The following is a 24505-nucleotide window of genomic DNA, read 5'->3' on the forward strand; positions in this document are numbered from 1 at the left end:
AGATGCAGACTACAGCTGACGCAAAGCACAACAGCCCCCAACAAGAGAAACAGCGGTAGCCCTGGACGAAAAATAAGCCCTAAGCTGCCGCTATTTCCATGAGCAATCATGATCCTTTGTAGCAACATTCTCATCATAACCACTACGGATAGTTATGATGAAGCTCCTGGAAGGACGCTCACTTGGAGTATTATCATTCCAGTTATGAAGTTTTCGGAGGGATATCCTAATTTTGAAAAAGGAGAGGATATTCTTGTATTCCTTTCAAGAGATGATAGTGATATCACTGTAGCAAATGAAGATTACTATGTCCTGACTGGAATGCTCCAAGGAAAATACAATCTAAAAGAAAAAAATACGGAAAAGAAAATTTTCAAAGGTGTAAGGGATGAGATTGATCCTTTGACTTTTAACAATGAAATATCCAACGAGTTAGAGAAATTCAAAAGTAAACCAAAAATGAAAGATGCAAAATTATTCCAACCATAATATATTATTAAGCCATCCTTTGGTAACTTTCAAGGATGGTTTTCTGCAAAAATAGTTATTACCTATAAATCAAATTGAGGTGACTTAAGTTGAAACATTTGATTTGTATTTTTATAATCCTTTCATTGTTTACTGCCTGTAATCATTCAAAAGGTTCTTATCCCTCTCAAATAATGTGGGGCGATATTATTTATGGTGTATCTACTGAAACTGTGCCCTCAACGGATATTGGAGATGAAATAGGTGAAATAAGAAAAAAAGTAAGTCCTATGCCTAATAACAATGGTGAGGCAAATGACACAGAAGTAGGGAGTAAATTATATAAAATAGTTGGTGTTGACCAGCAAAAATCTATTGCTATTAGGAAAAATGATACATATGTAAAAGCGACAAAATAATAGCCCATTTCGGCTCTCTCAGCTTATTTTTCATGTGTTACGAGACCAAAAGCCCCTTACCCGATAAAACGGGCAAGGGGCCTTTTCAATAGGATCTTGCTTTCATTCGTATCATCCATGCTTCGCCATATAACCCACGCCAGGGTAGGTTACAATAATCTCCACAGTCTCCTGCCCCTCTGCAAGGCTCTTGATCTTCTGGCGAATTCTCGCTATGGTGACCCGCAAATATTCAACTTCATCGCGGTATTCACTTCCCCAGATTTCGCTCAGCAGCTGCTCATGGGTCATAACTTTACCCGCATGCTGCAAGAGCAGAGCAAACAAGTTATACTCGGTCTCCGTAAACTTAACCTCTGTTTCTCCCAGCCAAATTCGACGCTGAGCTAGATTTGCGGTCACAGGTCCGAGCGTAATCTCGCTCGTTGTGACTGTCGTTGTCATTCGGCCATCCATCCGGCGAAGCACGGCGTTCACACGGGCGAATAGCTCGTCTAACGAGAACGGCTTCGTCAAATAATCGTCCGCTCCTAGGTTGAGTCCTTGCACTTTATCTGCCCCATTGCTCCGCGCTGTCAGCATGATGACTGGCACGCTGGAGTAGGAGCGCAGCCTTTTGAGCACGTCGAATCCGTCCATGCCCGGCATCATCAGATCAAGTAAAATCAAATCCGGATCAAATCCCTCAACCTTCTCAAGCGCTTCAGCGCCGCTTTGGCAGGCCAAGGTTTCGAAATCCAACGATTTGAGGTTCGCTGCAACGAATCGTACGATTTTAGGCTCATCATCGACGATCATAATCTTCTTCTTGTTCATTATCAGCTCTCCTTCCCTTCAAACCTCGGTATGGAGAGGATAAATGTGCTTCCCTCACCAGGCTTGCTCGATACGCGGATCTCTCCGCCGTGCGCTTGCATGATCCCCTTGCAGATCGCAAGACCGAGTCCAGTTCCACCCGTTTGACGGCTGGATGACACATCCACTCGGTAGAAGCGGTCAAATATTTTATCCACATGCTCTGCAGATATCCCGATGCCATTATCTTGAACTTCCAAATGAACATAACGTTCATCCGCTTTAGCGGTAATTCGAATGATCGGATGCTGCTCATTGTATCGAACTGCGTTCGTGAACAAGTTCACGAGGACTTGCTCCATGCGAAGCTTGTCCGCGTAGACCAAAGGAATATCCTCGTCCAGCTGCACATCGAATTGGGTATGCTCATAATTCGCTTGCTGCGGCAGCCTTCTCATTGCGCTCTCCACAACGGCTTCCAGCCGGAGCGGCTGCGGATTAATCCGCATAGCTCCCGATTCGATCTTCGAGATATCCAACCACTCATCGATCAGATCCTGAATGCGCCCGATGTCTTCATGAATGCCCTCCAGCAGCTCCTGCTTGAAGCTTTCTTCCCACTGAGCATCCACGCGAAGAAGCGTCTCAACACCGCCGCGAATACTCGTGATTGGTGTTTTAAATTCATGCGATGCAAGGGAAATCAGATCATTCTTAAGCGCATCGATTTCATGCTCCTTAGTCATATCACGCCACACATAACCGCGGCCAAAAACCCGCCCTTCTCTAGCCACTTGAAACGCCGAAACCATCATAAAGCGCTCTTTGCCTTGCTCCGATTTCACCGTAAAAGCCCCCTGCATCCTAGGCTCAGCAGTAAGCTTCTGGAGCTCTTCCTGACGTTCAGGCAGCAAAAGAGCAATCCTTTCAAACAATGCCGCCTCATTCATATCCCCCAACTCCGACATCGGAATCGCGAAGTTTTCGGCCATCCGATGATTAGCATAAACAACGTTATGCTCCACGTCGATCAGGACAACCGCATCGGACATGCTTTCCAGAACGGCGTTCAAGGTCGCATGCTCGTCCTGCAGCCGCTGGGTCCGTTCCTCGACACGATTCTCAAGCTCGCTGTTGAGCTGCAGAAGCGCTCCTTGATTTTCCTTAATTTGCTCAGCCATCCGGAAGAAATGATCAGCCAGCAATTGCAGTTCCAGAGGTGAACCTTGAGGAACGACTTTGCTATCCGGTTTGGCGAAGGTGCCTCCTGCAAGACGCTGCGTGTAACCAACTAAGGCATGAATGGTTCCATTCAGCCGTTTTGCCAGAAAACTACCTAGCAGCACTGTCAAAATGAGGGTGAACACCAGCAGCAATATCGTGATACGGAGAGATTCGATGAAAGCAGCATTAACTGCGGCTTTGGACTTGCTTACCCACACGATCCAATCGATTTCGGGGATGACTTTATAAGTAATCTGTTCTTTATGCGTGGAGGTGCTTAATTGGTAAGTACCTTCCCCTTGTCGCTGGACTCGGGCATCTTCGGCAACAGGCTCCTTCGATAAATCGGCCATGGATGCCGTCAGCGCTGCATTCGGATGATAGATGGGTTTACCCGCATGATCCAGAACAACCGGATACGCTTCTTTGCCGTAATCATATTTGGTAACAAGCTCCTTAATCGGAGCCAGTTCGAGCACTGCGAGTACAAAGCCATCAGCTTGCTTATTTCCCTTATATATCGGTACAGCAATCGCGACCGCCGGCTGATTCAACCCTTCTGGTCCCCGGAATAAGGAAGATATAATGGTCTTTTGCGCGGTTTGCACACGTTTGGTGTAGTCCCGATCCTTAACATCGGCGCCAATGAGTGAGTTATTCGCAGCAGTATGAGTCGCTTTAATGATTCCGTTTTGATCTACAACGTAGATGCCCGTGAAGCCTGCCAAATTTTCTTGCAGCGATTGCAGCTTCAGCGTTAAGCTTTCGCGCGTTCGAAAGGCAGCATCAGACGCCGAAATTGTAGCAGCTAACGTTTCAACCGCATTTCGATGATAGTACATGTAATCTTGGATGGCATCCCCCAGCCGATAGGTTGTCTGCCGCTGATTCTGATTGGACTCCTGCGTAATATGGGTAATTTGAGAAACTTGAAAACTGCCTAGAATTAGAATCGGAATCATCGCCATAATAGCGAAAGTTAGGGTCAAATGCGATCGCATCGAATAATGTTTCAAAACATAGTTCCTCCGCTCTAGCAACACTATTCTTAGATGTGTTCATTAGCTCTATTTTACCATTTGCAAAAATGTAATGAAAATGAAATCTGAGATTCATCTAGTTTTAATGAAGTAAGCCTATAATAAAGTTCGACCCCCCTTTAAAATATACTTAGACCCGCGGCCCGTTGCTGTGGGTCACTTTTTTGTTATAATGTATGGAAACTAAACAAAAAAGGGCGGCTTCTTATGGAAAATGACCAAGAATTAATAACGACCAAATTTCGCGAAATTAAAAATGTGATCTCCTCCTATTTGATGCAGGTGCTGCCTCACTTTCACATTACCCCGATTATGATGTATGTCATGGAGTTTCTGCGCAAACACCCTGAATGCATCGCTGTGGATATCTCCAATGAATTCGGGCTAACTAGAGGTGCTATCACTCAGCTGTTAGATAAATTGGAATTGCAGGGTTTGGTCATCCGCAAGCCGCATCCCACTAGTCGCAGAAGTCAGCTCGTGCAAATGACGGATAAAGGAAATGAACTGATAATTAACATTTTAGCTGCGTATAATAACAAAATCGAACAGCTATTCACCCCCTATTCCAAGGAAGAATTGGCTTCACTCAAACAGCTTTTAGAAAAATTGCCTCTATAATCCCAACGTCCTGTTGGGATTTTTTGTTTTCATCTTGACTATTTTGTTTAATCGTTATATTGTTTAGTTATTAAACAGTTTAAAATTTAAACACACAAGGAGCGTTTTCAATGAATAAAATTATTGCGATTACCGGAGCCTCATCGGGCATAGGATTAGCGACTGCAATGAAATTTTCTGAGATGGGTTGGACGGTTTACGCTGGTACACGCAACGTGGAACGTGATCAAGAGAAATACGGCCATCAGCCTAATCTTCATTTTATCGAAATGGAAGTTACCAGCCCTGAATCAATGGAACAGGCATTTGCCGTTATCGAAAAGAACCACGGTCACCTTGACGTTTTGTTCTGCAACGCAGGCTTTGGATTTTTGAGAGCCTTGGGGCAAGCGACTATGGAGGAGATTCATAGCGTTTTTGATACGAATGTGTATGGGGTTATGCATACGATTCGTGCAGGGCTTCCGCTTCTTCGCAAGTCAGATGCTGGGCATCTGATTGCAACAACGAGTGTCGGCGGCCTAGTCGGACAACCCTTTAATGAGATTTATTGCGCGGCTAAATTTGCTGTTGAGGGTTTATTAGAAAGTTTGGCTACCTATTATAAGCCTACGTTCAATATCGATGTCACGCTGCTTGAGCCCGGAGCGATCGCAACTAATTTTAACAGCACCGTCCTCGGTCATGTTCAACAAACAGGCGGCATTCTGGAGGATGAATATAAGCCAATTATCACACAGTATTTGGACAATTTCTCCAAGCGGAATACGGTGCCTCAAACGTCTGAATCGGTTGCAGAGGTGATGGTTAAATTAGTCACGGAGCTGGAGCCGAAGCCATTGCGCATTCGAACTTCGGAGGCTGCAGAAGCTTTCGTCCAATATAAAGTGAGTCAAGATCCCACTGGCCTGGGCGGCATGCTCAACACACGTAAGCTGCACTTGAATAAGTAACAAAATCAAATACCACTTCGAAACGTAAAAAACGTTTTGCAGTGGTATTTTTAAAATCCAAAAAAGATTGCACATACTAATACCATTAGTTAATATGTTATTATATTTAGTTTATCTGTGAAAGGGAGTGTTGTTATCATGATGATCATGATGAAAGCAGCCAATTTGGGCTTACGTTTTCTGTTAGAGCTTTGCATCCTTGCTTCCCTTTGCTATTGGGGATTTCACGTCGGCAGCGGGTGGCTGCTCAAAGGCATTCTGGGCATTGGCACTCCACTGCTTGCAGCCATCCTATGGGGCATGTTCGTTTCACCGAAAGCTTCAATAACCGTCTCTCAGCCTCTCCAATTTATCATCGAACTCGTTATTTTCGTAGTTGCCATCATAGCTCTTTATGTAACCGGCAAACATTCTCTCGCTATTTATTTCGCTCTTTTTTACATCCTTCATTGCATTCTGAAGTTCCTTTGGAAACAATAAATGCGATCACATTTGGGCGACAAGCAGCCCATCTTTTACAATAACGGTATACGCCGTTAGACTTTTTGAAGGCACGTTCAGACACACGCCAGTATGAGAATCGAATTCCCAACCATGCAAGGGACATACCAGCTCCCCACCTTCCGCCTCTACCAACCCCCCAGCATGCGGACATTTGCGCGACACTAAACGATAACTATCCGGTTCGTCGTTTTTCAAAATCCAGTACTTTTGGTTTTCAATTTCAATTTCTGCGGGTAAATCAGTGAATTGCTCTTCCGGACCTAGTTCAATTTCTTTCATCCTAATCCTCCTAGCAAAATGTTCATACTCTGTCTTAACAGTTTATCGCAATCCACAAGCTTCTACACATAATTTCCCACAATGTTACGATAGGATGTCCATAATCTTTCGGTACAGTAAGGGTGTAAGGGAAATGACTAACATCCCCTACAAGCTACATATACCGAGAGGAGTTTTCTAAAATGAAAACACAATGGAAAAAACGCGCAGCTCAAACTAGCCTGCTAGCCGTAATCGCAACTATCGCATTCGGAGCCGTCAATGCATCCGCAGCAGACACGACCAAAGAAACGAAAACGATCCAAGCCGCTGTCCAAATCTCACAACCTGAAGGCAGTAAACCAGTCATGATGTTCCGTGCGACTAGTGCTAGCGCAGGTCTACTGATGCAGCCATCGCATGAGCGAAACTACTGGAAAATGCTTGCCAGTACCTATGCACCAGAAACCTTATCCGACTGGAAAAAGGCGCTGGAAGATCGCAAACAGGTAGAAAATGAATTTCCAAAGCCTACTTTTGCTAAAAAAGTGATCATTAAAAAAGATGCTGCGACTGGTAAAACGGATGAGAAAGTCCTGACTGAAGGCGATGCGCTTCAAATGGAAGGGCTCCCAGCTTCCGTTACTGCCGTCCCAGCCCTTCCTTCTGTTACCATCAATTCAGATGGTGAAATAACGCCGCCTACAAAAGATATCATGATCAAACAACTGGTTACCCAAGCACTTCCACTTGAGGGTGTTGTAGCTGGTGATATAATGAAAGCGGAGATCCCCGAATCTTTCAAACGTCAGCAGAAATTAACAGAAGCGGTGGAAGCAGATGATTCCGCGGCGATTAAAAGCTTATTGCCTGAATTATTGAAGGATTATGTGAAGCAAACCGAAGATCTTCGCGAGTTGACGAAGAAATTGAAAACAGAAATTCCAGCACCCGCTGAGAAATAAAGGTTGTTTAGTTATTTGAATCTAGTGGAACCGATCGCATTTTTTGAGCTGATCGGCTCCACTTTTTCCCTATGTAGTCAGGAAAGTAGGAGATTAGGCACATGTATCACATCTATCTGGTAGAAGATGAAGAGGATTTAAGAGGCGTTCTAGCCGCATATTTAGAGAAAGAGGGGTGGCAAGTGCGCTCGTTCCCCGACGGAACTTCAGCCCGAGAAGCAATCTCGGAGCGGCCGGACTTGTGGGTCCTCGATATTATGCTGCCTGGCGTTGATGGTTATCAGCTAATGCGAGAAATCAAGGCGGATCAACCGATGCAGCCTGTTATTTTTATCTCCGCGCGAGATGCCGATATTGATCGAATTATTGGACTGGAGCTAGGCAGTGATGACTATCTGGCCAAGCCTTTTTTACCGCGGGAGCTCGTGATTCGCACACGTAAATTGCTTGAACGCGTCTATGGGGACCGACTCCATGGATCCTTGATAGCTGCGCAAGAACGCCGCGTGAAACTAACAGTCGGCCCCTATCTGATCGATGAGCAAGGCCGCATTGTGACTGACGCCGATGGAACGAACCCGGAGCTTACATCGAAGGAATTCGAGCTGCTGCTTTACCTGGTGAATCACCATGGACAGGTGCTTGAACGTCAGCAGGTGCTTACCGCTGTCTGGGGCATCGATTACTTCGGTACGGATCGCGTCGTCGACGATTTGGTGCGAAGATTACGCCGTAAGCTGCCGGAATTGCGACTTGAAACCGTATATGGTTACGGATATAGGATGGTGAAAGCATGAGAATGCGTCTGGGAAATTGGCCTCTTGCGGTTAAGCTCTGGGGGGCGTTCGCTTCCTTAACACTTTTGATTTTCACACTGCTCGCCATTCTGCTTCCTTGGACATTGAAGGGGTTTTTCACTGAGCAGTTGTATGATATTTTACTCGATACACAGAGCGGTCTTCGTGTGGAAAGCAGCAAAGCGACGACTTTGACAATCCCCGCGGAGCCAATCATTCAACTTCCGGTTCCCAGTTTTGTACAGGGCATACCTATGGACAAGCGCATTTTGGTCGTACCGAAAATGGACCTCAATGAAGTAAACAACATCCTCCCTAATTCAACTATGGAGATACGGGCAACTGCTCCTCTTCAAGCTACATTGAGCGGACCAGCGATTCAGCATTTCATGATAAGCGGTACTGCTGCCAGCAATCAAACATTTGCTTCGAGCGCTACCATTAGCGAGCCTTTCATGCAGGCTATGGAGCATGATGCCTTCGCACAACAGCTGCCCGTAGAGAAATATACGCGGAATATTGAGAACAAAAGTATCTTCTATGTGATTCGCAAAGAAGGTGATCTAGCTAAGCCCAACTTCATTGTTTCGTATGCTTGGGGAAACTATCGCAACGATCTTGTGATGACGATGTTTGGCCGGCTCATGCTGCTGATGGTAGGACTTATCTTCATTAGTTGGCTCCCCTGTCTGGGAATAGCTCGCTATTTCACACGTCCACTCGTTCAGATGGAGCGCCATGTCGGGCGGATGGCCGAACGTGACTGGCACGAGCCTATCTCAACAAGCCGCAAGGATGAGATTGGGCGGCTAGCCAAAGCGATTGAATCCATGCGGCAGCGGTTAGTGCGCCAGGATCGGGCGCAGCAGTTCTTCCTGCAGCATACGTCGCACGAGTTGAAGACGCCTGTGATGGTGATTCGCAGCTATGCACAATCTATTCAAGACGGCGTCTATCCGAAGGGAACCCTCAATGAGAGCGTTGGCGTTATCATGAAAGAGGGCGAGCGGCTGGAGAAGCGGATTCGCGACCTGCTGTTGCTGAATAAGCTGAACTATTTGACATCCCGAGAGAAGCCTTTTCAGCCTTTTGAGATCAATTCTGTCATTGAAGATGTGGTTGAACGGCTGCGGTATCGTCGTCCTGAAATCAAGTGGGAGATGGATCTCGCTCCTCATACCACACTAATCGGTGATCAGGAACAATGGAAAATCGCCTTGGAAAATATGCTCGACAACCAGCTCCGCTATGCCAAAAGCTGTATCCGCATCGTGGTTAAATCCCAGTCACTCGACAATGAGAATGCGGTAAAAGGGCAAACATCTTTGTCTAAGTTTTGTATAAGTAATGATGGCCCGCTTCTTGATCAAGCCATCGCGGACAGCCTTTTTGAGCCTTTCCGCTCAGGCGGAGATGGTCAATTCGGACTCGGACTCGCCATCGTGAAACAAATCATGGACCATCATGGCATGACTGTTTGTGCGGCGAACCAGCGAGATGGCGTATCCTTTTACATCGAACCAGGAAAGCAGACGAATAAATCAACCGTGCCAAAAGTTTCATGAGGACAAAAAAGCACAAGCAACAGGGAAACGATTCCTGATCGCTTGTGCTTTCTTCTGCTTACCAGTGAGTAAGACGGCAACTAGAACCATTGCGCTCATTCCCTTAAATTTAAGGTTTCTTTTTGTATAGAAGCAGATTGTGCGAATGATTGGCTCATGATATCCTCCTAGTTTATAATTGAAGTGAATGGCCGTACACTTTAACACTTTGACTCTGAGTGCTATTATATTTGTATACAAACTTTTTGATAAGTACGCGCATTGAAGTAGTATAGATACATTTAAGGTATATAGGTACTATATAGTACCCTTATTTTTCAAAAGGAGGTATACGACTATGGCCTATAATGTTCCAGTTGAAGCCACACTTGATGTGATCGGCGGTAAATGGAAGGTCGTCATCTTGTGTCATTTGGACAAAGGGGACAAACGAACAAGCGAGTTAAAAAGGCTAATGCCCGACATTACCCAGAAGATGCTTACCCAACAGTTACGCGAATTGGAACAAGACGGAATGGTGAAAAGAACAAGCTATGATCAAGTGCCACCGAAAGTGGTCTACTCCTTAACCGATTATGGTTGGTCATTCAAACCCATTCTCGATGCTATGTGTGCCTGGGGAGAGCATCATATGAAAGAAAAGAATATGGATCCCATACTAACTCATTAATTTAATTGTGGAGCTAGGTGATATACAAGTAACTAATCTCAGGAGGTGTTTGCATTGAAGATCATGATTTCAGCTTCGGAAGCTATGGAAAAAGGGGTCTGGTCAGACATACTTCGTCTCTTCGGGAGAGATAAAGATGAGGAAATATGGCCTCAGGAGGAATTTATTTTGACGGAGGAGCAGGCGCTTAAGCTGAATCTTATAAAAAAATAAGCGAAGCTGCAGAAGACTATCCAGGGGATATCCATCCGACAGGGTGGTTTTTTTCTTTTTAGATGGGGGCAGCTGCTCGATACGCTTAAAAACATCACAAAGCAAAAAAAATGCCCCCGATAAACCGGGAGCATTCCTATCTAATCGCAATTAAGCTTTGACCTTTGCTTTAATTTCTTCAAGCGGCTTGTGGTTACCGTATTTCGGGTACTCACGTGTAGATGGTGCCGCCCAGTGAACCGCATTGCTGATAACGCGGCGGATTTGTTCATTGTAGTACGTACGGTACGTTTCGTGTCCAGGACGGAAGTAGAAAATCTTCCCGTTGCCGCGGTTGAACGTGCATCCGCTGCGGAAAACTTCCCCGCCTTCGAACCAAGAAACCATAATCAGCTCGTCCGGCTGAGGGATATCAAAGTGCTCACCGTACATTTCCTCTGCTTCAAGATCGATGTACTCGCCGATACCTTCAACGATTGGATGCCCCGGAGCAACAACCCAAAGACGTTCTTTCTCATCCGCTTCACGCCATTTGAGGTCACAAGATGTGCCCATCAGCTTTTTGAACACTTTAGAGAAGTGTCCGGAATGCAGCACGATGAGCCCCATGCCTTGCCATACGCGTTTTTGAACGCGGTCAACGATTTCATCTTGCACTTCGTTATGTGCCTTATGTCCCCACCAAATGAGAACATCTGTGTTATTCAAAACTTCTTCGGACAAGCCGTGTTCAGCATCATCTAATGTCGCATAAGTGACATCAACTGCTCCGCTTAAGCCTTCACCAATCGCCGTATGGATACCATCTGGATATGCTGTGCGTACGACTTCGTTTTCTTTTTCATGACGGAACTCGTTCCAAACCGTTACTCTAAGCTTCTGACTCATCTTCTTATTCCCTCCAAGGTAGCGTATTCATTCATACTTTTGAGTATAGTCACTCCCTCGCCGAAAATAAAGGCAAGATCCTGCCTAATTCTTATTCAATAGTGTCCTTCCCTGCTAAACAATGATATACTCAATACTGATAAACCTTACGTTTCGCCACTTTTTACGTATTCAAAAATGTCTTTCACAGTAGTGAGGTATACCTATCCATGGACCCTATTCATAGCACTAGCACCTTTACCGAGATCGTTAATGAAGAAGTCATTTATCAGAACCCCTTGCTCTTTTTGAAAATTTGGGAAATGAGTTCGGACACCCCGCAGTTTGGGCCTCCTACTCCTTGGCGTTGGCATTCACATATGCAAGTTGAATTTCTTGTGGTCATAGAAGGTCAACTCGGCATCCAAACGAAGCACGATTATACCGTGATGGCGCCTGGAGATGTCATGGTCTTGGGCTCTTCCCAGCCCCATCGGACATATAAGCATTCAGCGGATGCCTTGAGACAGATCGTTTTCCAGATTGATTTAAAGCAGCATTTTGACCTAAGCACCATGCCCTACCTGCACTGTTTCTCAGAGTTGACTCATCCGCTTGAGCAATTTAATGAGCTGTTTCAAAGCAATGCAGCTGTCAAACAAGCTGCTTACAACCTCATCATGCAGATTTATGAAGAGTCGCAATCCCGCAAGATTGGGTACGAGTTGGCGATCAGTGCCGCTGTCAAAAATCTCTTACTTTTAATGCTGCGCAATGACAAAAGAGATTTCTCGGCTCTTGCCGAGGACTCCGGTATTTCCCGCGTGCGCCCGGCGCTAGACTTTATCGACGAGCATCTGAGCGAACGGATTTCGGTCGAAGACATGTGCAGTGTGCTCAATTTAAGCTATCATTACTTTATTAAGTATTTCAAAAAGGTGATGGGGATATCCTTCGTCGATTACGTTAATTACAAGCGGATCAAAAAAGCCGAGCGTCTCCTGTTAACAGGCGACCTCAGCATAATGGAAGTAAGCTTTGAAGTAGGCATACTGAATATGGCGCAGTTCTACAAGCTGTTTAAGCGGCATAACCAATGCTCGCCCAAAGAATTTAAACAACGCATGCGCAGTCAATCAGGGTTGACGCCTCTGCTTGCGCAAGCGGACTAACGCACTTATAGCCTCCACGGGAAATCCCGTAGGAGGCTTTGTTCATTTCCATCAAGGCAGGAAGCCTTGTTGGCTGACAAACACACGCTCCTGCGGGAAATGCCGCAGGAGCTGTTCGCGCACGCGCTCGTACGCATCCCGACTGTACCAGTCTGGCAGCTCCAGCACGTCATAGATCGCGCGCACGCCGATGCGTTCCGTGCGCTTGCCCCCACTGCCATCGCCCATGAAGTAATCGTCGATGCACACCCGATCCACGATGCCCGCAAGCAGCTCGGCGAAATGCTCCGAGCTCGGCAGCGCTGGCGCTATCGTGGCCTGCACGGGAATGCCGCGAGCTGCGAGCTCGCGGAGGGCAGTGAGACGCGCCGGAATCGGCGGCGCGGACGGCGTGAACGCTCGGCGTATATCCTCGCGGTCAGTCTCGACCGTCATGCTGACTCTTACGCGTTCGCCGAGCAGCTTTAATAGGTCCGCATCCCGTGTCACGAGCGGGCTGCGGGTTTGAACGAACAAGAAGTCCGGCGGATTCGCGGACATCACCTCAAGGAGCGAGCGAGTGAGTCGCTCCTTATGCTCGATCGGCTGGTAGGGATCCGTGGCCGATGACATGAAGATCGTTACCGGCCCTTTGCTCTTCGCTTTGGTGAGCTCCTTCGCTAGAAGCGCGGCCGCATTTTCTTTCACATCGACCCATTCTCCCCATGCATCACTGCGGAACAACGCGACCGGCATCTGCCTCACGTAGCAGTAGGAACAGGCGAAGGAGCAGCCGGTGTAAGGGTTTAACGTGTGAGTGTAACCATTAAGAAAGCCGCTCGCTTTCGTGAGCAGCTGCTTCGCCGTCTTCTGGTTTACGTCAATCTTCATAGACTCACCTCCACCGACATACAATAATTGGATCGACCCATTGGACATGCTCCAATTAGGCAAACATCTAGTCTAACATACATCGTTGAGCAACTTTATTTGCAACTAGCACTGTAGGGCATCCACCACTAATTTGGGTACCCGTCGATTGAAAATCCACATGTTCAAGACATTCAAAGTTGTATTTAGTACAACAATATCTCTACCTAACGCCGCTTTGGCCTGCTATTGTTGTATTTCGTACAACAAATTGAGCTCAAAACCCCTATTTCCGAGCGATTCACACCAAATTGTTGTACGCGGTACAACAATAAGCCAATTTGTCCAAAGAAACCGCCGAATTGTTGCACGAAATACAACAATTCGGCTTATCATAACCCTTCACAAAGCTGCTGAACTCGCGAATCCTGGGCGCGCGTTGTAGCACCGCCGCATGGCGGTGGTCAACCCCACTCGACGACTATACAATCAAATTTTGGAGTCATGCTTCCCCCGTGGTGAGGAGGCATCCTGATTGAATTGGCATTGGAGCAAATACAATGTAATCTCTCTTTAGACTTTAGCTTTTGCGCTTTCATTGGAATAACTCCAATGGATTTTTCCATTTTCCATGAAATTTGCCATTTCTAAATCACATTCCCGCTCGCTCCAGCAACAACAGCTTCTCCTTGTTCCGAAGTCCGCCCCGATAGCCAGTTAATGACCCATCCTTCCCCACTACACGATGACACGGCACCACGATGAGCACGGGGTTAGCCCCAATGGCAGTGCCTACGGCCCTAACTGCACTTGATTTTTCCAGCTCTTGGGCTACCTGTGAATAACTAAACGTTTCCCCATGTGGGATCTCATGAAGCACACGCCAAACCGCCTGCTGAAAACTAGTACCACGCAGATCCAACGGCAATGTAAATGTCGTGCGTAGTCCTTTCAAGTACTCCTCTAATTGAAGGATATAGGGCTGCAGCTTCTCTGCATCCTCTACCCAGTTAGGCTCAGGCAGCTGCGCGCGAGCCCATTTCGCTAATTCCGACCACGCACCCTCATCTACACCAGCTGCAGGATCCGCATCATGAAATTGTAAATAGCAAAGCCCCTCATCCGTTGCCGCCATCAAAAAGTTATTCCCCAATAAACGAACGACTCCCCAGTAGATCAACTTGGTTGGTTTAGTTTGCATCTTCGAACCCTCCTCGGTTATGTTTAAATTGATTTTATTTGACGGAATTCTGTTGGCGAGAAACCGGTCTTTTTTTGAAACATCGTGGCAAAATGTGCCGCATTCGGAATCCCCACCTGAACACCAATCGCATTCACAGGAGCATTCGTGTCTAAAAGTAGCTGTTTGGCCGCCTCGATGCGCACTTGTTGAAGATAGGTTAGAGGCGTGACGCCCTGTACGCGTTTGAAAGTCCGTTGCAGATGATAAACGCTCGCATAAAAGTGATCTGCCAATGTTGTCAACGTCAGCGGCTCGGAATAATGATCTTTGATGTGAGACGCCATAAGCGACACCCATTCCTCATCAGGAAGTCTCACGCCGTCTGGCCTGCACCTTTTGCAAGGACGATAATTTTCTGAGAAAGCCGCTTGACGGTTCACAAAAATCCGGACATTCTCCTTCTTAGGCAACCTTGATTTGCAGGAAGGTCTGCAGAAGATCCCTGTTGTCGTAACTGCATAATAAAACGTACCATCATAAGCCGCATCATTCGCAACAATCGCTTTCCAAAACCGTTCTTGCATGACTACCGCTCCTCTCAGCTCCATTTCCCTACTAGCTCAGTATAACCAAACTATGCTGCTGTTGTAAGGGAAGAGAGATGAGAAAGCAAGATTACGAAAGCCGCCTTCAGCGATAATAGAGGAAGCAACTTTATCAGATTAGAGGAGAACTTAACATGCCACATCTTCACCCCTTTGACCCTTCTATCCTAAAATGGAGCGAGCAGACGAGCTCCCTTACGCTGCCGCTTCCTGATCTTTTTCGATATGAGCACAATCTCGGTTACCTATCCCGATCCACCAATGAATGCCTATTCCATGTGGATAACTTGGCTATTTACAAGCTGATTCCAGTTGGGGATAACCATGTCCTAATCGCTGTCAACAGTGAGGATAATTCGCGGCTGCGCATTCAACTTATCCATAGTCCGGGCGGTTCCCTCACCCCATCCCTCCGTGAAAATGTGGCTCGTTATGTGTGGGAGTGGTTTGATCTCGGCACCGACCTTACGCCGTTCTACGAGTTGGCCAAGGGTGATCCTCTGTTGAAGCAAGTCACACAAGACTTTTATGGGCTGCGCGTGATGGGGATTCCAGATCTATTCGAAGCGATGAGCTGGGGCATTATCGGACAGCAAATCAACCTGACTTTTGCCTATACGCTCAAAAAACGTCTTGTCGAAGCCTTCGGCACCAGGCTAGACTGGGAAGGACGAACGTATTGGGCATTTCCTACACCAGAGCGAATCGCCGAGCTCACACCTGATGCTTTGACTGCCTTGCAGTTCACGGGTAAAAAGGCTGAATACTTAATCGGCGTTGCCAAGTTGATGGCGGAGGGGCTGCTTGTTAAAGAGGAACTGCTGAGGCGGAACGATTTTGCAGAAATGGAGAAAGAGCTGTTAAGTATTCGCGGTATCGGCCCGTGGACGGCCAATTATGTCCTGATGCGCTGCTTGCGGAACCCCGCTGCTTTCCCTATTGCTGACGTTGGCCTGCACAATGCTCTGAAGCATGTGCTTGGTTTAGAGCAGAAACCGACTATTCCCCATATTAGGCAGCTTGCAGAAGGATGGAGTGGATGGGAAGCTTATGCGACTTTTTATTTATGGCGTGTATTATACTAGCCGAAATGATGCGATTACGTAGCCTTCCCCTGCGGATAACTAGACTTAGGTCCTGACCAGAACTTGACTTTATGACGGTTCATAGCTTTACTTAAAACAGGTATAATTTTATGTAAGATGATTCATTTCTGCGCAAATTAAGAGAGATTCATGCAAATTTTCTATAAAAAATACCCTGTTTTTTGTTACAAGGAGAGCATCAGTCATGAAGTTTATGGGACTAATTGAACAATTATTTGCACAATATGGCTATTGGGTATTGTTGATCGGTCTGCCATTGGACGCTATTGCGCTTCCGATTCCTCCGGGAAATACAACGATGACGTATACGGGTTTTTTAGCTTATAAAGGGGTGCTTAGTTGGTTCTTAGCCATGGGTGCGGCCTGGGTCGGATCTATAATCGGCATGACGATTACCTATTGGATCGGATATAGACTGGGCACGCCTCTGATCGAACGATATGGAAAGTTTCTGTTTTTGAAGCCCGCACATCTGGAGAAATCTAGAGAATATTACGCAAAATACGGAAACAAATTGCTTCTTTTCAGTTATTTCATACCGGGAATCAGACAGTTTATCTTTTATTTTGTAGGCATCATCCGTGTTCCATACCGAATTTTTGCTTTATTCTCCTTCACAGGCTCAGCTTTATGGGTGGTTGTATTTTTCGGAATTGGTTACCTTTTCGGTGATCAGTGGCTTATCATTTTTATGTGGGTTGAAAAGTTTTTGATTTACACTTTGATTGGGTTGTGTATTGCGGTGGCTATTTTACTACTTGTAAAATGGCGTAATCGTTTGAAAACGGGGCTGCAAAAGCCTCAATAAAGCAATTATCTAAACCCCTTTTTATATGAAAAAGGTTGCCCTTCGGTCTTAAAAGATCGAATGAGGCAACCTTATTTGATTTTGTTATTAAGCCTTTTTTCGGGTGAGTAAAATAAAACAAAGGATCGCTCCTATTTCCATCACGGCTATGATGATGCCTAACGGAACTGCGGTTTGGCTGCCGCCAATACCGACCAACGGAGCAACTAGGCCTCCTATGATAAAAGAAAGCAAGCCTAACAATGCTGCCGCGCTGCCTGCTGTTTTCCCTTGATTTTGAAGAGCTAGCGAGGAGGTTGCTACAGAGACCGGTCCTACGCTTGAAACGATGAAGAAAAATGCCGCCAAAATCGCATATAACCCTGCCCCGATAAGGGTAGAAATGAGCAGTAACAAGCCGCCGAAAGCGGCAATGGCAAGCCCACCAGCTAGCAATCGAGGGTTGCTTACTTTGCCTGCAAGTTTACCCGTGATTTGACCGGCAATGATAACACCCAGACCGTTAATCGCGAAGCAAAGACTGAATATCTGTGGGGAAACGCCAAAAATATCTTGCAGCACGAAAGGAGAACCCGATATGTAGGCGAACATGCCAGCAAAAACGAGTCCTTGCGTTAGCGCATAGCCCATAAACATACGGTCTGTGAGCAGGCCGCCGAACGTTCGAAGTGTATTGGTGAGACCACCTTTGGAACGACGCTCTGGCGGGTGTGTTTCCTTCAAGCCGAACACAGTAGCAAAGAGCATAACCACACCGATCAGGCTCAAAACAAGAAATACACCACGCCACGAGGTGAATTGCAAAATTTGTCCACCTACGATGGGAGCAAGTATAGGCGCAGACCCATTAACCAACATTAGAAGGGCAAAAAATTTCGTCAACTCCACACCTTCATACATATCACGAACAATCGCACGGGAGATAACGATACCAGCTGCGCCAGCCATGCCTTGAACGAAACGCAGACCCAGAAATACCCAAATTGTTGGCGAGAACATGCACAGGACAGAGGAAATCGCATAAATAACGAGTCCGATCAGCAGTGGCATTCGCCTTCCGCGCACATCGCTTACCGAACCGGCGATGAGCTGACCGATCGATAGCCCGAGCATGCAGGCGGTTAAACTCATTTGTGCCAGCGAGGTAGTCGTATGAAGATCATTCGCGAGCACAGGCAGCGCGGGTAAGTACATATCGAGCGAGAGCGGACCGAACGAAGCCAGTGAACCGAGCACGAGCACGATCCATAATCGGCTTGAACGACTTGAAGATAATCTCACTTGGGAAGCAATAGGATTGGACATCACGCATCACAAACTTTCTTTCGTAGTAAATTTACGCTACCATCGAGATGTGTTTTTGTCTAGTAGGTAACTTTTACAATGCCGAGCGAAGGGGAAATTGCCCAAAGATGAAATGCCAGCAAGTCTAAGCAAAACACAATAACAAACCAGAGTGCAGAGTGGTTATTGCCACGTTTTCGCCTTTCGACTATAATGAGTGCTAACGCGACGAAGAACGTCCCTATTCATTTTTTAATGAATGAGGGGCGTTTTTTTATTTATACAAAAGAGGAGTTATACATATGAGTAGTTCACATTTTCATGAGAAGCACCAGGCCTTTCTCAACGCCCATATCTCCCAGAGATCAGGTGAACGCAAGGGAAGACTTGAACGCGGGCACCAGCATGCGGAGGCCCTTTTTTTGGAACAAGTCTGGTTTCCGCTAATCGGGCATTTTGATCATTTGCACCCTGAATATGAAGTTTTAGATTAGAGAGGACGCTCGTACTTCGGAGATTTTGCCTATTTACCTGGTGAGGTGAAGTTCATTTGGGAAATCAAAGGCTTCGGCCCCCATGTTCAGGACATGGATCGCAAACGATATTGCGAAGAATTAAACCGAGAAATTTTCCTCCAAGCCCTTGGCTTTCGAGTAGTCTCGTTCGCTTACGACGATGTTGCTCATCGCCCTGAGCTATGTATCACCTTACTCCGCATGCTTTTGAGCCGCTATCAGTCTGCCCCCTCCCCTACGAACCGAGCCATCCTAGCCGAAAAAGAAGTCATCCGACTGCTCAACCAGTTAGCTAGACCCATACGTCCCGTAGATGTTAAAGAACACTTCGCAATAAATCATCGAACAGCCGTGCGACTTCTTCAATCCTTACGCACCAAAGGATGGCTAACTCCAATAAGCCGAACCGCAGGAGGACGAGTCGTCCAATACGAGCTCGCTCGTGGGATCATGGACTTTGTAGACTAGCTGGCTCTGGGCAGATGAAGATGAAAAATGGAGAAGGGGATGAGGTTGGGAAAAAGCTGCTGGGAATTACACTAAAGTAGCATGCGGAGAAACTACAGGGTACCTCGCCAAATATTAGCTCATGAGTAGATTTATTACTTGGAGTAGCTTGTTTTGTACTTGTAGTCTGGGAAAGGGAATGAGGCTGCAGGTGCCCGGGAAGATGATGAAAAATGGAGATGAGGATGAATTTGGGGATAGGGAAGGGTATGAGGTTGGGTTGAGGTTGGGTTGAGGTGGGATATAACGATGACGATGAGGATGGGCAAGTAAATAAATGTAAATGTAGATTTAGACGGGGATGAGCGTGAGTATGAGGATGAGGATCATAATAGGGAATCCTGGAACTCGGCCGACAGTAATAACATCTTTTGATGCAAAAAGTGCAGCTAATTCAGCCTATAAAAGCAAATTTCAGCTATAGCGCTGATATTTGATGTACTAAATGCATCTCTTCTACTCAAATCGGTAAATAACTCAGAATTTACTGCACTTTCTGCATCTGTTGCGGTAGACTCGACCGATTTCTGATAACTAGAGGGGTAGTTTGGCACGTGGGGTTGGGGTTGGGGTTGGGGTTGGGGTTGGAGTTGGGGTTGGGCTTGGGCTTGGGCTTGGGCTTGGGCTTGGGCTTGGGCTTGGGCTTGGGTCACTTGACTTGAATTCATGGCTACTGGCGGGCCTACTACTTTAGTCGGGCAACTGGGCCTTGGATTCGGAGCTTGGAGCTTTAGGCTTCAGGAATGTACGTACAAGCTACTAGAGTGCAAATTCGTTACTGCATAGGGCGGCACTTGGACTCAAGACCAGTCTCCCGTCCCCCTAACCTGGACGAAAAAAGAACCTCCAACAACTCCAGCCGGAGTTGTTAAAGGCCCTTTTTCCAGAACGTCATCTCTTACTTCGTTACTTACTTCATCACTCTCAGTTACTTACCTCGTCACTCACTTCATCTCTTACTTCGTTACTTTCACCGTAATCTTGTCACTCGAAGTGACACCACCCGCATTGACCAACTCGCTGCGGTATTCATACACGCCAATCGCTCTGCCGGCAATCGTCGACACTGCGCTTTGTGCATTTGGAGAAGCTGCGTTCAAGGTCTTGGTATCGATCAAGATGCCATTTTCGTATAGGCGATACTCGGTAGCGTTGGTACCCCACCACATGTTCATCGTCACCTTGTAGTTGCCATCTCCATCCCAATTATCTTGAGATAATACCGGTTTACCTGGCAATGCGTCTGTAATTTTGACCACAAGTGGGCTGCTAGCTGTTGTTCCGAAGGAATTAATAAGTTCACTCGTATACGTGTAAGTGCCGTTCGCTTTGCCTTTCACATCTACTTTAGCCACTTGCGCTGCTGGAGACGCGTCTTTCAATGTTTGCGTACTAATGAGTACGCCATTTTCGTACAGCTTGAACACGGAGCCGTTATTCCCCCACCACATGTTCATCGTGACGGTGTAGTTGCCATCTTTTAATCCAGTAGCATAGCCACTGTTATCTGACAAAACGGGCTTACCAGGTGCCCCAACCGATAACGGCTTTACAACCGTAATAGTCACAGCGTTGGTTTGTACTGTTTTACCATTCAGGGTGACTGTAGCTGTAATTTGTGCAGTACCTTCAGCCAAAGCGCTAACTTTACCTTGTGCATCTACAGTTGCTACCGCTCCATTGCTTGTGTTGTAAGCAACTACAGCACTACTAAGATCAGCAGGCGCTCCGTTGCTTAATGTGCCTGAAAGGTGAGTAGCCGTTGTTTCGCCTGGCTTTAGAGACTGCGAGTCAGCAGTAAGCGTAGCTTGACTGAACGTAACGCTTGGCTTCACAACCGTAATAGTCACAGCATTGGTTTGTACGGTTTTACCATTCAGCGTGACGGTAGCTGTAATTTGCGCAGTACCTTCAGCCAAAGCGCTAACTTTACCTTGTGCATCTACAGTTGCTACCGCTCCATTGCTTGTGTTGTAAGCAACTACAGCACTACTAAGATCAGCAGGCGCTCCGTTGCTTAATGTGCCTGAAAGGTGAGTAGCCGTTGTTTCGCCTGGCTTTAGAGACTGCGAGTCAGCAGTAAGCGTAGCTTGACTGAACGTAACGCTTGGCTTCACAACCGTAATAGTCACAGCATTCGTTTGTACTGTTTTCCCATTCATGGTAACGAGAGCTGAAATTTGCGCAGTACCTTCAGCCAAAGCGCTAACTTTACCTTGTGCATCTACAGTTGCTACCGCTCCATTGCTTGTGTTGTAAGCAACTACAGCACTACTAAGATCAGCAGGCGCTCCGTTGCTTAATGTGCCTGAAAGGTGAGTAGCCGTTGTTTCGCCTGGCTTCAGAGACACCGAGTCAGCAGCAAGGCTAGCTTGAGTGAATGTAACGCTCGCACTCACGTTGAAAGTTTGTGTCGATTGCACCAAATTGCCTGCTACATCCACTACACTGTATTGCACCGTATGTGCTCCTAGTGCTAGGCTTCCTGCGGCAATCGTTTGACCGCTGTTAATCACAGCACCATCCAAAGTCAATGTCTGTGCACCCACACCGGAGTGTGCATCTGTACTGTTCAAATCAAATCTTAACGTATCCGCATCTGTCACATCTGCTACTGCGTGACCGGACTCCGTCAAAACAGCAACCGGTGCTGTTTTATCCAATTTCACCTGCAAAGATTTCGCCGCTTCCACATTCCCAGCAGCATCTGTAGAGAAATAGCCAATCGTACTCGTTCCTTCGTCTTGAATAACAATAGGTGCTACGTAAGTAGCTGCAGTCCCACCATTGATACTGTATTCGGTCCCCACCGCACCGGCTGATTCATCCACCGCTGTCAAGGTAACCGTCACATCTTCTTTAAACCAGCCTTCGCTATTTGGAGCACCCGACAATGCCGCTGTCGTCACTGGTGCCAATGTATCAGCCACTTTGGTAAAGTCGTTCAATCCTCTTGGTTTCAACTGGAATACACCTTTGAAAATGGCAGCGACACCTTTGACATTCACGGTTTGACCTGCCTGATACGGGAACGTACTTTGTGTTAATCCAGTCCGAGCATCGACCCGAACATGATTGCTTACAGCTCCGCTAACCGCATCAAATTCAAAAGAGCCAGTCGGTGTAGCACTAATGATATTGTTGATAGTTACATTGCTGAGCTCGACCAGCTGCCCTTGATTATCGCTAGTTACAGCAGATACAGCTGCAGGTGTAGGCACAGCAGAGACCCCAGTTTTGGCAATTTCCACTGGATCCGTTAGCTCGAACTCTGTGTTAAATAGCGCTGTCGATGCCGTCACCTTCACGGTATCTCCAAGATGGAATCCGCTCAAGCTCTGGAACACATACATACCGCCGGTAGCATCCTGCAAATAGAAAGATTGCCCACCAAAAGATCCCGGTTCCGTAGTTACAACGCCCTCTACAGTCACCAATGTACCTGTAGCTTTACCCCGCGCTTCAGCGACGGTGATCTTTGCCGGAATCGGATTCTGCTCTTCCGGTAACGGTTCAGCCGGAACGTTGCCAAGCGTAACACCTTCGGTCTTCAAGTTTGTTCCGTTTTGGCGCAGCCTTAAGTTAGCCGCAGCCGTCGTTCCTGGCTTAATTCGAACATTCAGATCTTTCGTAGCATGTCCGTTAATATCTGAGGTCACGCTAAACGTGGAGCTGTACCCGTATGCAGTAGGCCATGTGCCGTCTGCATTTTGAATCATGGCAATTTGAGCGCCCCCGGTGACCAAATAGATACCCACACTGAACCCCGCTACAGTCGTAGACGCAGGCAGGTTATCCACAACTACCCGCACTGGGAAGTCCACTGCATTGGGTAGTGTTGCTTGATGCACGAAGCTGTAAGTTGCGCTAGCTGTTGCCGTAGGTCCGCCGTACGAGCCCGGTTTAAAAGTGCTGCGGTCATACCATTTGTAGCCTGCGTTTGGCGCAGCCCACGGCTCTGGCTGTGGTTCCGTTGACGCAGCCGGATCTTCAAAGGGCAGAAGTGCCGTCGGTTGATCCAACTGCAAGCCGCTAACCTGAGATAAGCTCGTATAGCTTTCTTTCTTCGAGAGCCAGTTCACCATATTTACAAGCAGCACACCATCATTCTGCTCTTTAAAGCCGTCATAAGTCGTCTTCTTGGCACCTGTATCCTCGCGGACATATTTCGGTGTCGCATCTTCAACCGGTGAGGAATCGCCGATAAATCCAGCCTTGCCTGCACCCGATTTAGCAACAGCCACATAAGGACCTTCGGCTATACCGCCTCCGTTATATACACCTTGATCAACTGCATTCGCCCAAGCATCGCTCGTTTGTGGCAGGTATACAATTCCCTTTGCCTTAGTCGGATCAAGAATGGCTAATGTTGAACCTGCATGCATAGCTACTGTCGAGACACCGCTGGTAATCCCGAAAGCTTGCTCTGGCGCAACAATTTGGTTCGCCGTAATATCCCCTAAAGCGTTATAACGGAAACGCAAACCGAACTGTGTAGCCAACCAATCCGAACTAGCTACATCCTGCATCGCCGACGAAGCTGTCTCCTCTGCGCTCATGCCGCTAGCTGGGTTCGTCCACGCGCCTCTGCGGTATCCATTGAATACTTCCGAACCGTCCCAACGGTTCTTGTTGCGGTCTGCATTGTAGTGATCTCCGATGAAGAAGATACTGCCGCCACCCTGCACATATTGCTCAAGAGCAGCCTGCTCGCTCGTCTTATAAGGAACGTTCGACTCCGCAACGACGAATACATCGTAACCACTCAAATCACTCAACGTAATGGGTGTCGTTTTGCGCAGTTCTTTCACATAATAACCATTATTCGCTAAAGCATTGGCAAAATCGGAGAAGGCGCCATCAATAACCCAATCAGCCGCTCCAGCCGTTTGTTCATGCGTATTGTCGAAAAGCACTTTCTTTCCTGCATTTTCATTCACAACTTTGGCTTCAATGAATGGAGCCGGATCACTTGGTCCTTCCGCCATAACAGCTTGCCAGCTGCTTGTGGCCAATACTTGAAACGGTAACGCGATTGTTAAGGCAAGTGTTGTTTTAAACAATTTTGCTTTCCATCCTGCTAGCCTACTCATTACAATTCCTCCTTAGCGTTGCTG

At 46.9% G+C, this 24505-nt stretch carries 25 protein-coding genes; 16 read left to right on the forward strand and 9 right to left on the reverse strand.

From position 1 onward, the window contains the following. Positions 1 to 108: 108 nt before the first annotated feature. Both ACBP55_RS35030 and ACBP55_RS35035 read left to right on the forward strand, forming a co-directional pair. Positions 109 to 489: a hypothetical protein gene (locus tag ACBP55_RS35030; RefSeq protein WP_464648263.1), complete on the forward strand. Its 381-nt coding sequence runs from the start codon at positions 109 to 111 to the stop codon at positions 487 to 489. A gap of 89 nt (positions 490 to 578) precedes the next feature. Next, positions 579 to 887, forward strand: coding sequence for a hypothetical protein (locus ACBP55_RS35035; RefSeq protein ID WP_464648264.1), 309 nt, complete (start codon positions 579 to 581; stop codon positions 885 to 887). Positions 888 to 998: 111 nt separating this feature from the next. On the opposite strand, the gene ACBP55_RS35040 is transcribed toward ACBP55_RS35035, so the two are convergent. Then, positions 999 to 1703 carry a response regulator transcription factor gene (locus tag ACBP55_RS35040; protein WP_464648265.1) on the reverse strand — a complete coding sequence of 235 codons (705 nt, stop codon included), beginning with the start codon at positions 1701 to 1703 and terminating at the stop codon, positions 999 to 1001. 2 nt (positions 1704 to 1705) lie between these two features. After that, entirely contained in the window at positions 1706 to 3922 is a 2217-nt protein-coding gene (locus ACBP55_RS35045) for a sensor histidine kinase (RefSeq protein WP_464648266.1), read from the reverse strand. A gap of 231 nt (positions 3923 to 4153) precedes the next feature. On the opposite strand from ACBP55_RS35045, the gene ACBP55_RS35050 reads away from it, so the two are divergent. From ACBP55_RS35050 to ACBP55_RS35060, 3 genes are all read left to right on the forward strand, one after another. Continuing rightward, positions 4154 to 4567 (forward strand): MarR family winged helix-turn-helix transcriptional regulator, encoded by a 414-nt coding sequence (locus ACBP55_RS35050; protein WP_173189420.1) that lies wholly within the window; start codon positions 4154 to 4156, stop codon positions 4565 to 4567. 110 nt (positions 4568 to 4677) lie between these two features. Next, positions 4678 to 5520 (forward strand): SDR family oxidoreductase, encoded by an 843-nt coding sequence (locus ACBP55_RS35055; RefSeq protein WP_464648267.1) that lies wholly within the window; start codon positions 4678 to 4680, stop codon positions 5518 to 5520. 138 nt (positions 5521 to 5658) lie between these two features. Next, a complete protein-coding gene (locus ACBP55_RS35060) occupies positions 5659 to 6000 on the forward strand; it encodes a YrdB family protein (RefSeq protein ID WP_464648268.1) in 342 nt (113 codons plus the stop codon). 6 nt (positions 6001 to 6006) lie between these two features. Here the strand turns inward: ACBP55_RS35060 and ACBP55_RS35065 are convergent, their stop codons facing one another. After that, positions 6007 to 6303, reverse strand: a complete 297-nt coding sequence (locus tag ACBP55_RS35065) for a Rieske (2Fe-2S) protein (protein ID WP_464648269.1) — start codon at positions 6301 to 6303, stop codon at positions 6007 to 6009. Positions 6304 to 6485: 182 nt separating this feature from the next. Here ACBP55_RS35065 and ACBP55_RS35070 point away from each other — a divergent pair, with 182 nt between their 5' ends. From ACBP55_RS35070 to ACBP55_RS35090, 5 genes are all read left to right on the forward strand, one after another. After that, positions 6486 to 7247 (forward strand): hypothetical protein, encoded by a 762-nt coding sequence (locus tag ACBP55_RS35070; protein WP_464648270.1) that lies wholly within the window; start codon positions 6486 to 6488, stop codon positions 7245 to 7247. A 101-nt stretch (positions 7248 to 7348) separates the two neighbouring features. Continuing rightward, a complete protein-coding gene (locus ACBP55_RS35075) occupies positions 7349 to 8044 on the forward strand; it encodes a response regulator transcription factor (RefSeq protein ID WP_464648271.1) in 696 nt (231 codons plus the stop codon). Then, a complete protein-coding gene (locus tag ACBP55_RS35080; RefSeq protein ID WP_464648272.1) occupies positions 8041 to 9609 on the forward strand; it encodes a sensor histidine kinase in 1569 nt (522 codons plus the stop codon). The genes ACBP55_RS35075 and ACBP55_RS35080 overlap by 4 nt, the downstream gene beginning before the upstream one ends. Positions 9610 to 9946: 337 nt before the next feature. Beyond that, entirely contained in the window at positions 9947 to 10279 is a 333-nt protein-coding gene (locus ACBP55_RS35085; protein WP_029199412.1) for a winged helix-turn-helix transcriptional regulator, read from the forward strand. 54 nt (positions 10280 to 10333) lie between these two features. Beyond that, positions 10334 to 10492: a hypothetical protein gene (locus ACBP55_RS35090; RefSeq protein ID WP_164826792.1), complete on the forward strand. Its 159-nt coding sequence runs from the start codon at positions 10334 to 10336 to the stop codon at positions 10490 to 10492. A gap of 150 nt (positions 10493 to 10642) precedes the next feature. Here ACBP55_RS35090 and ACBP55_RS35095 read toward each other — a convergent pair whose 3' ends face one another. Further along, positions 10643 to 11380, reverse strand: a complete 738-nt coding sequence (locus ACBP55_RS35095; protein WP_173189408.1) for a ThuA domain-containing protein — start codon at positions 11378 to 11380, stop codon at positions 10643 to 10645. 209 nt (positions 11381 to 11589) lie between these two features. On the opposite strand from ACBP55_RS35095, the gene ACBP55_RS35100 reads away from it, so the two are divergent. After that, positions 11590 to 12531 carry a helix-turn-helix domain-containing protein gene (locus ACBP55_RS35100; RefSeq protein ID WP_464648273.1) on the forward strand — a complete coding sequence of 314 codons (942 nt, stop codon included), beginning with the start codon at positions 11590 to 11592 and terminating at the stop codon, positions 12529 to 12531. Positions 12532 to 12582: 51 nt separating this feature from the next. Here ACBP55_RS35100 and ACBP55_RS35105 read toward each other — a convergent pair whose 3' ends face one another. From ACBP55_RS35105 to ACBP55_RS35115, 3 genes are all read right to left on the reverse strand, one after another. Further along, entirely contained in the window at positions 12583 to 13401 is an 819-nt protein-coding gene (locus tag ACBP55_RS35105) for an SPL family radical SAM protein (protein ID WP_464648274.1), read from the reverse strand. A gap of 631 nt (positions 13402 to 14032) precedes the next feature. After that, positions 14033 to 14581 (reverse strand): methylated-DNA--[protein]-cysteine S-methyltransferase, encoded by a 549-nt coding sequence (locus ACBP55_RS35110; protein WP_464648275.1) that lies wholly within the window; start codon positions 14579 to 14581, stop codon positions 14033 to 14035. A gap of 23 nt (positions 14582 to 14604) precedes the next feature. Further along, positions 14605 to 15147 (reverse strand): bifunctional transcriptional activator/DNA repair enzyme AdaA, encoded by a 543-nt coding sequence (locus ACBP55_RS35115; RefSeq protein ID WP_464648276.1) that lies wholly within the window; start codon positions 15145 to 15147, stop codon positions 14605 to 14607. 155 nt (positions 15148 to 15302) lie between these two features. Between ACBP55_RS35115 and ACBP55_RS35120 the strand changes: the two genes are divergently transcribed. Together ACBP55_RS35120 and ACBP55_RS35125 are read left to right on the forward strand one after the other, a co-directional pair. Further along, positions 15303 to 16253, forward strand: coding sequence for a DNA-3-methyladenine glycosylase family protein (locus ACBP55_RS35120; protein ID WP_464648277.1), 951 nt, complete (start codon positions 15303 to 15305; stop codon positions 16251 to 16253). 205 nt (positions 16254 to 16458) lie between these two features. Further along, positions 16459 to 17082 carry a DedA family protein gene (locus tag ACBP55_RS35125; protein WP_464648278.1) on the forward strand — a complete coding sequence of 208 codons (624 nt, stop codon included), beginning with the start codon at positions 16459 to 16461 and terminating at the stop codon, positions 17080 to 17082. An 87-nt stretch (positions 17083 to 17169) separates the two neighbouring features. Here the strand turns inward: ACBP55_RS35125 and ACBP55_RS35130 are convergent, their stop codons facing one another. Next, positions 17170 to 18387: a multidrug effflux MFS transporter gene (locus ACBP55_RS35130; protein ID WP_464653539.1), complete on the reverse strand. Its 1218-nt coding sequence runs from the start codon at positions 18385 to 18387 to the stop codon at positions 17170 to 17172. A gap of 281 nt (positions 18388 to 18668) precedes the next feature. On the opposite strand from ACBP55_RS35130, the gene ACBP55_RS35135 reads away from it, so the two are divergent. The 3 genes from ACBP55_RS35135 to ACBP55_RS35145 all read left to right on the forward strand — a co-directional run bounded on the left by ACBP55_RS35135 (position 18669) and on the right by ACBP55_RS35145 (position 20082). Beyond that, a complete protein-coding gene (locus ACBP55_RS35135; protein WP_464648279.1) occupies positions 18669 to 18860 on the forward strand; it encodes a hypothetical protein in 192 nt (63 codons plus the stop codon). Between the two features lie 45 nt (positions 18861 to 18905). Further along, positions 18906 to 19349, forward strand: coding sequence for a hypothetical protein (locus tag ACBP55_RS35140; RefSeq protein WP_464648280.1), 444 nt, complete (start codon positions 18906 to 18908; stop codon positions 19347 to 19349). Positions 19350 to 19935: 586 nt separating this feature from the next. Then, the gene (locus ACBP55_RS35145) at positions 19936 to 20082 is read left to right on the forward strand and encodes a hypothetical protein (RefSeq protein ID WP_464648281.1); all 147 of its coding nucleotides are present in this window, start codon (positions 19936 to 19938) and stop codon (positions 20080 to 20082) included. A 262-nt stretch (positions 20083 to 20344) separates the two neighbouring features. On the opposite strand, the gene ACBP55_RS35150 is transcribed toward ACBP55_RS35145, so the two are convergent. Further along, positions 20345 to 24481, reverse strand: coding sequence for an OmpL47-type beta-barrel domain-containing protein (locus tag ACBP55_RS35150; protein ID WP_464648282.1), 4137 nt, complete (start codon positions 24479 to 24481; stop codon positions 20345 to 20347). Positions 24482 to 24505 lie beyond the last annotated feature (24 nt).

Source organism: Paenibacillus sp. WG02 (assembly GCF_055396115.1).

Bases quoted from the DNA above. Each gene is read 5' to 3' on its own strand.
- ACBP55_RS35030 (WP_464648263.1), top strand. From the start codon at position 109: ATGATCCTTTGTAGCAACATTCTCATCATAACCACTACGGATAGTTAT.
- ACBP55_RS35040 (WP_464648265.1), bottom strand. From the start codon at position 1,703: ATGAACAAGAAGAAGATTATGATCGTCGATGATGAGCCTAAAATCGTA.
- ACBP55_RS35050 (WP_173189420.1), top strand. From the start codon at position 4,154: ATGGAAAATGACCAAGAATTAATAACGACCAAATTTCGCGAAATTAAA.
- ACBP55_RS35055 (WP_464648267.1), top strand. From the start codon at position 4,678: ATGAATAAAATTATTGCGATTACCGGAGCCTCATCGGGCATAGGATTA.
- ACBP55_RS35060 (WP_464648268.1), top strand. From the start codon at position 5,659: ATGATGATCATGATGAAAGCAGCCAATTTGGGCTTACGTTTTCTGTTA.
- ACBP55_RS35065 (WP_464648269.1), bottom strand. From the start codon at position 6,303: ATGAAAGAAATTGAACTAGGTCCGGAAGAGCAATTCACTGATTTACCC.
- ACBP55_RS35070 (WP_464648270.1), top strand. From the start codon at position 6,486: ATGAAAACACAATGGAAAAAACGCGCAGCTCAAACTAGCCTGCTAGCC.
- ACBP55_RS35075 (WP_464648271.1), top strand. From the start codon at position 7,349: ATGTATCACATCTATCTGGTAGAAGATGAAGAGGATTTAAGAGGCGTT.
- ACBP55_RS35080 (WP_464648272.1), top strand. From the start codon at position 8,041: ATGAGAATGCGTCTGGGAAATTGGCCTCTTGCGGTTAAGCTCTGGGGG.
- ACBP55_RS35085 (WP_029199412.1), top strand. From the start codon at position 9,947: ATGGCCTATAATGTTCCAGTTGAAGCCACACTTGATGTGATCGGCGGT.
- ACBP55_RS35095 (WP_173189408.1), bottom strand. From the start codon at position 11,380: ATGAGTCAGAAGCTTAGAGTAACGGTTTGGAACGAGTTCCGTCATGAA.
- ACBP55_RS35100 (WP_464648273.1), top strand. From the start codon at position 11,590: ATGGACCCTATTCATAGCACTAGCACCTTTACCGAGATCGTTAATGAA.
- ACBP55_RS35105 (WP_464648274.1), bottom strand. From the start codon at position 13,401: ATGAAGATTGACGTAAACCAGAAGACGGCGAAGCAGCTGCTCACGAAA.
- ACBP55_RS35110 (WP_464648275.1), bottom strand. From the start codon at position 14,581: ATGCAAACTAAACCAACCAAGTTGATCTACTGGGGAGTCGTTCGTTTA.
- ACBP55_RS35115 (WP_464648276.1), bottom strand. From the start codon at position 15,147: ATGCAAGAACGGTTTTGGAAAGCGATTGTTGCGAATGATGCGGCTTAT.
- ACBP55_RS35120 (WP_464648277.1), top strand. From the start codon at position 15,303: ATGCCACATCTTCACCCCTTTGACCCTTCTATCCTAAAATGGAGCGAG.
- ACBP55_RS35125 (WP_464648278.1), top strand. From the start codon at position 16,459: ATGAAGTTTATGGGACTAATTGAACAATTATTTGCACAATATGGCTAT.
- ACBP55_RS35130 (WP_464653539.1), bottom strand. From the start codon at position 18,387: ATGTCCAATCCTATTGCTTCCCAAGTGAGATTATCTTCAAGTCGTTCA.
- ACBP55_RS35135 (WP_464648279.1), top strand. From the start codon at position 18,669: ATGAGTAGTTCACATTTTCATGAGAAGCACCAGGCCTTTCTCAACGCC.
- ACBP55_RS35150 (WP_464648282.1), bottom strand. From the start codon at position 24,481: ATGAGTAGGCTAGCAGGATGGAAAGCAAAATTGTTTAAAACAACACTT.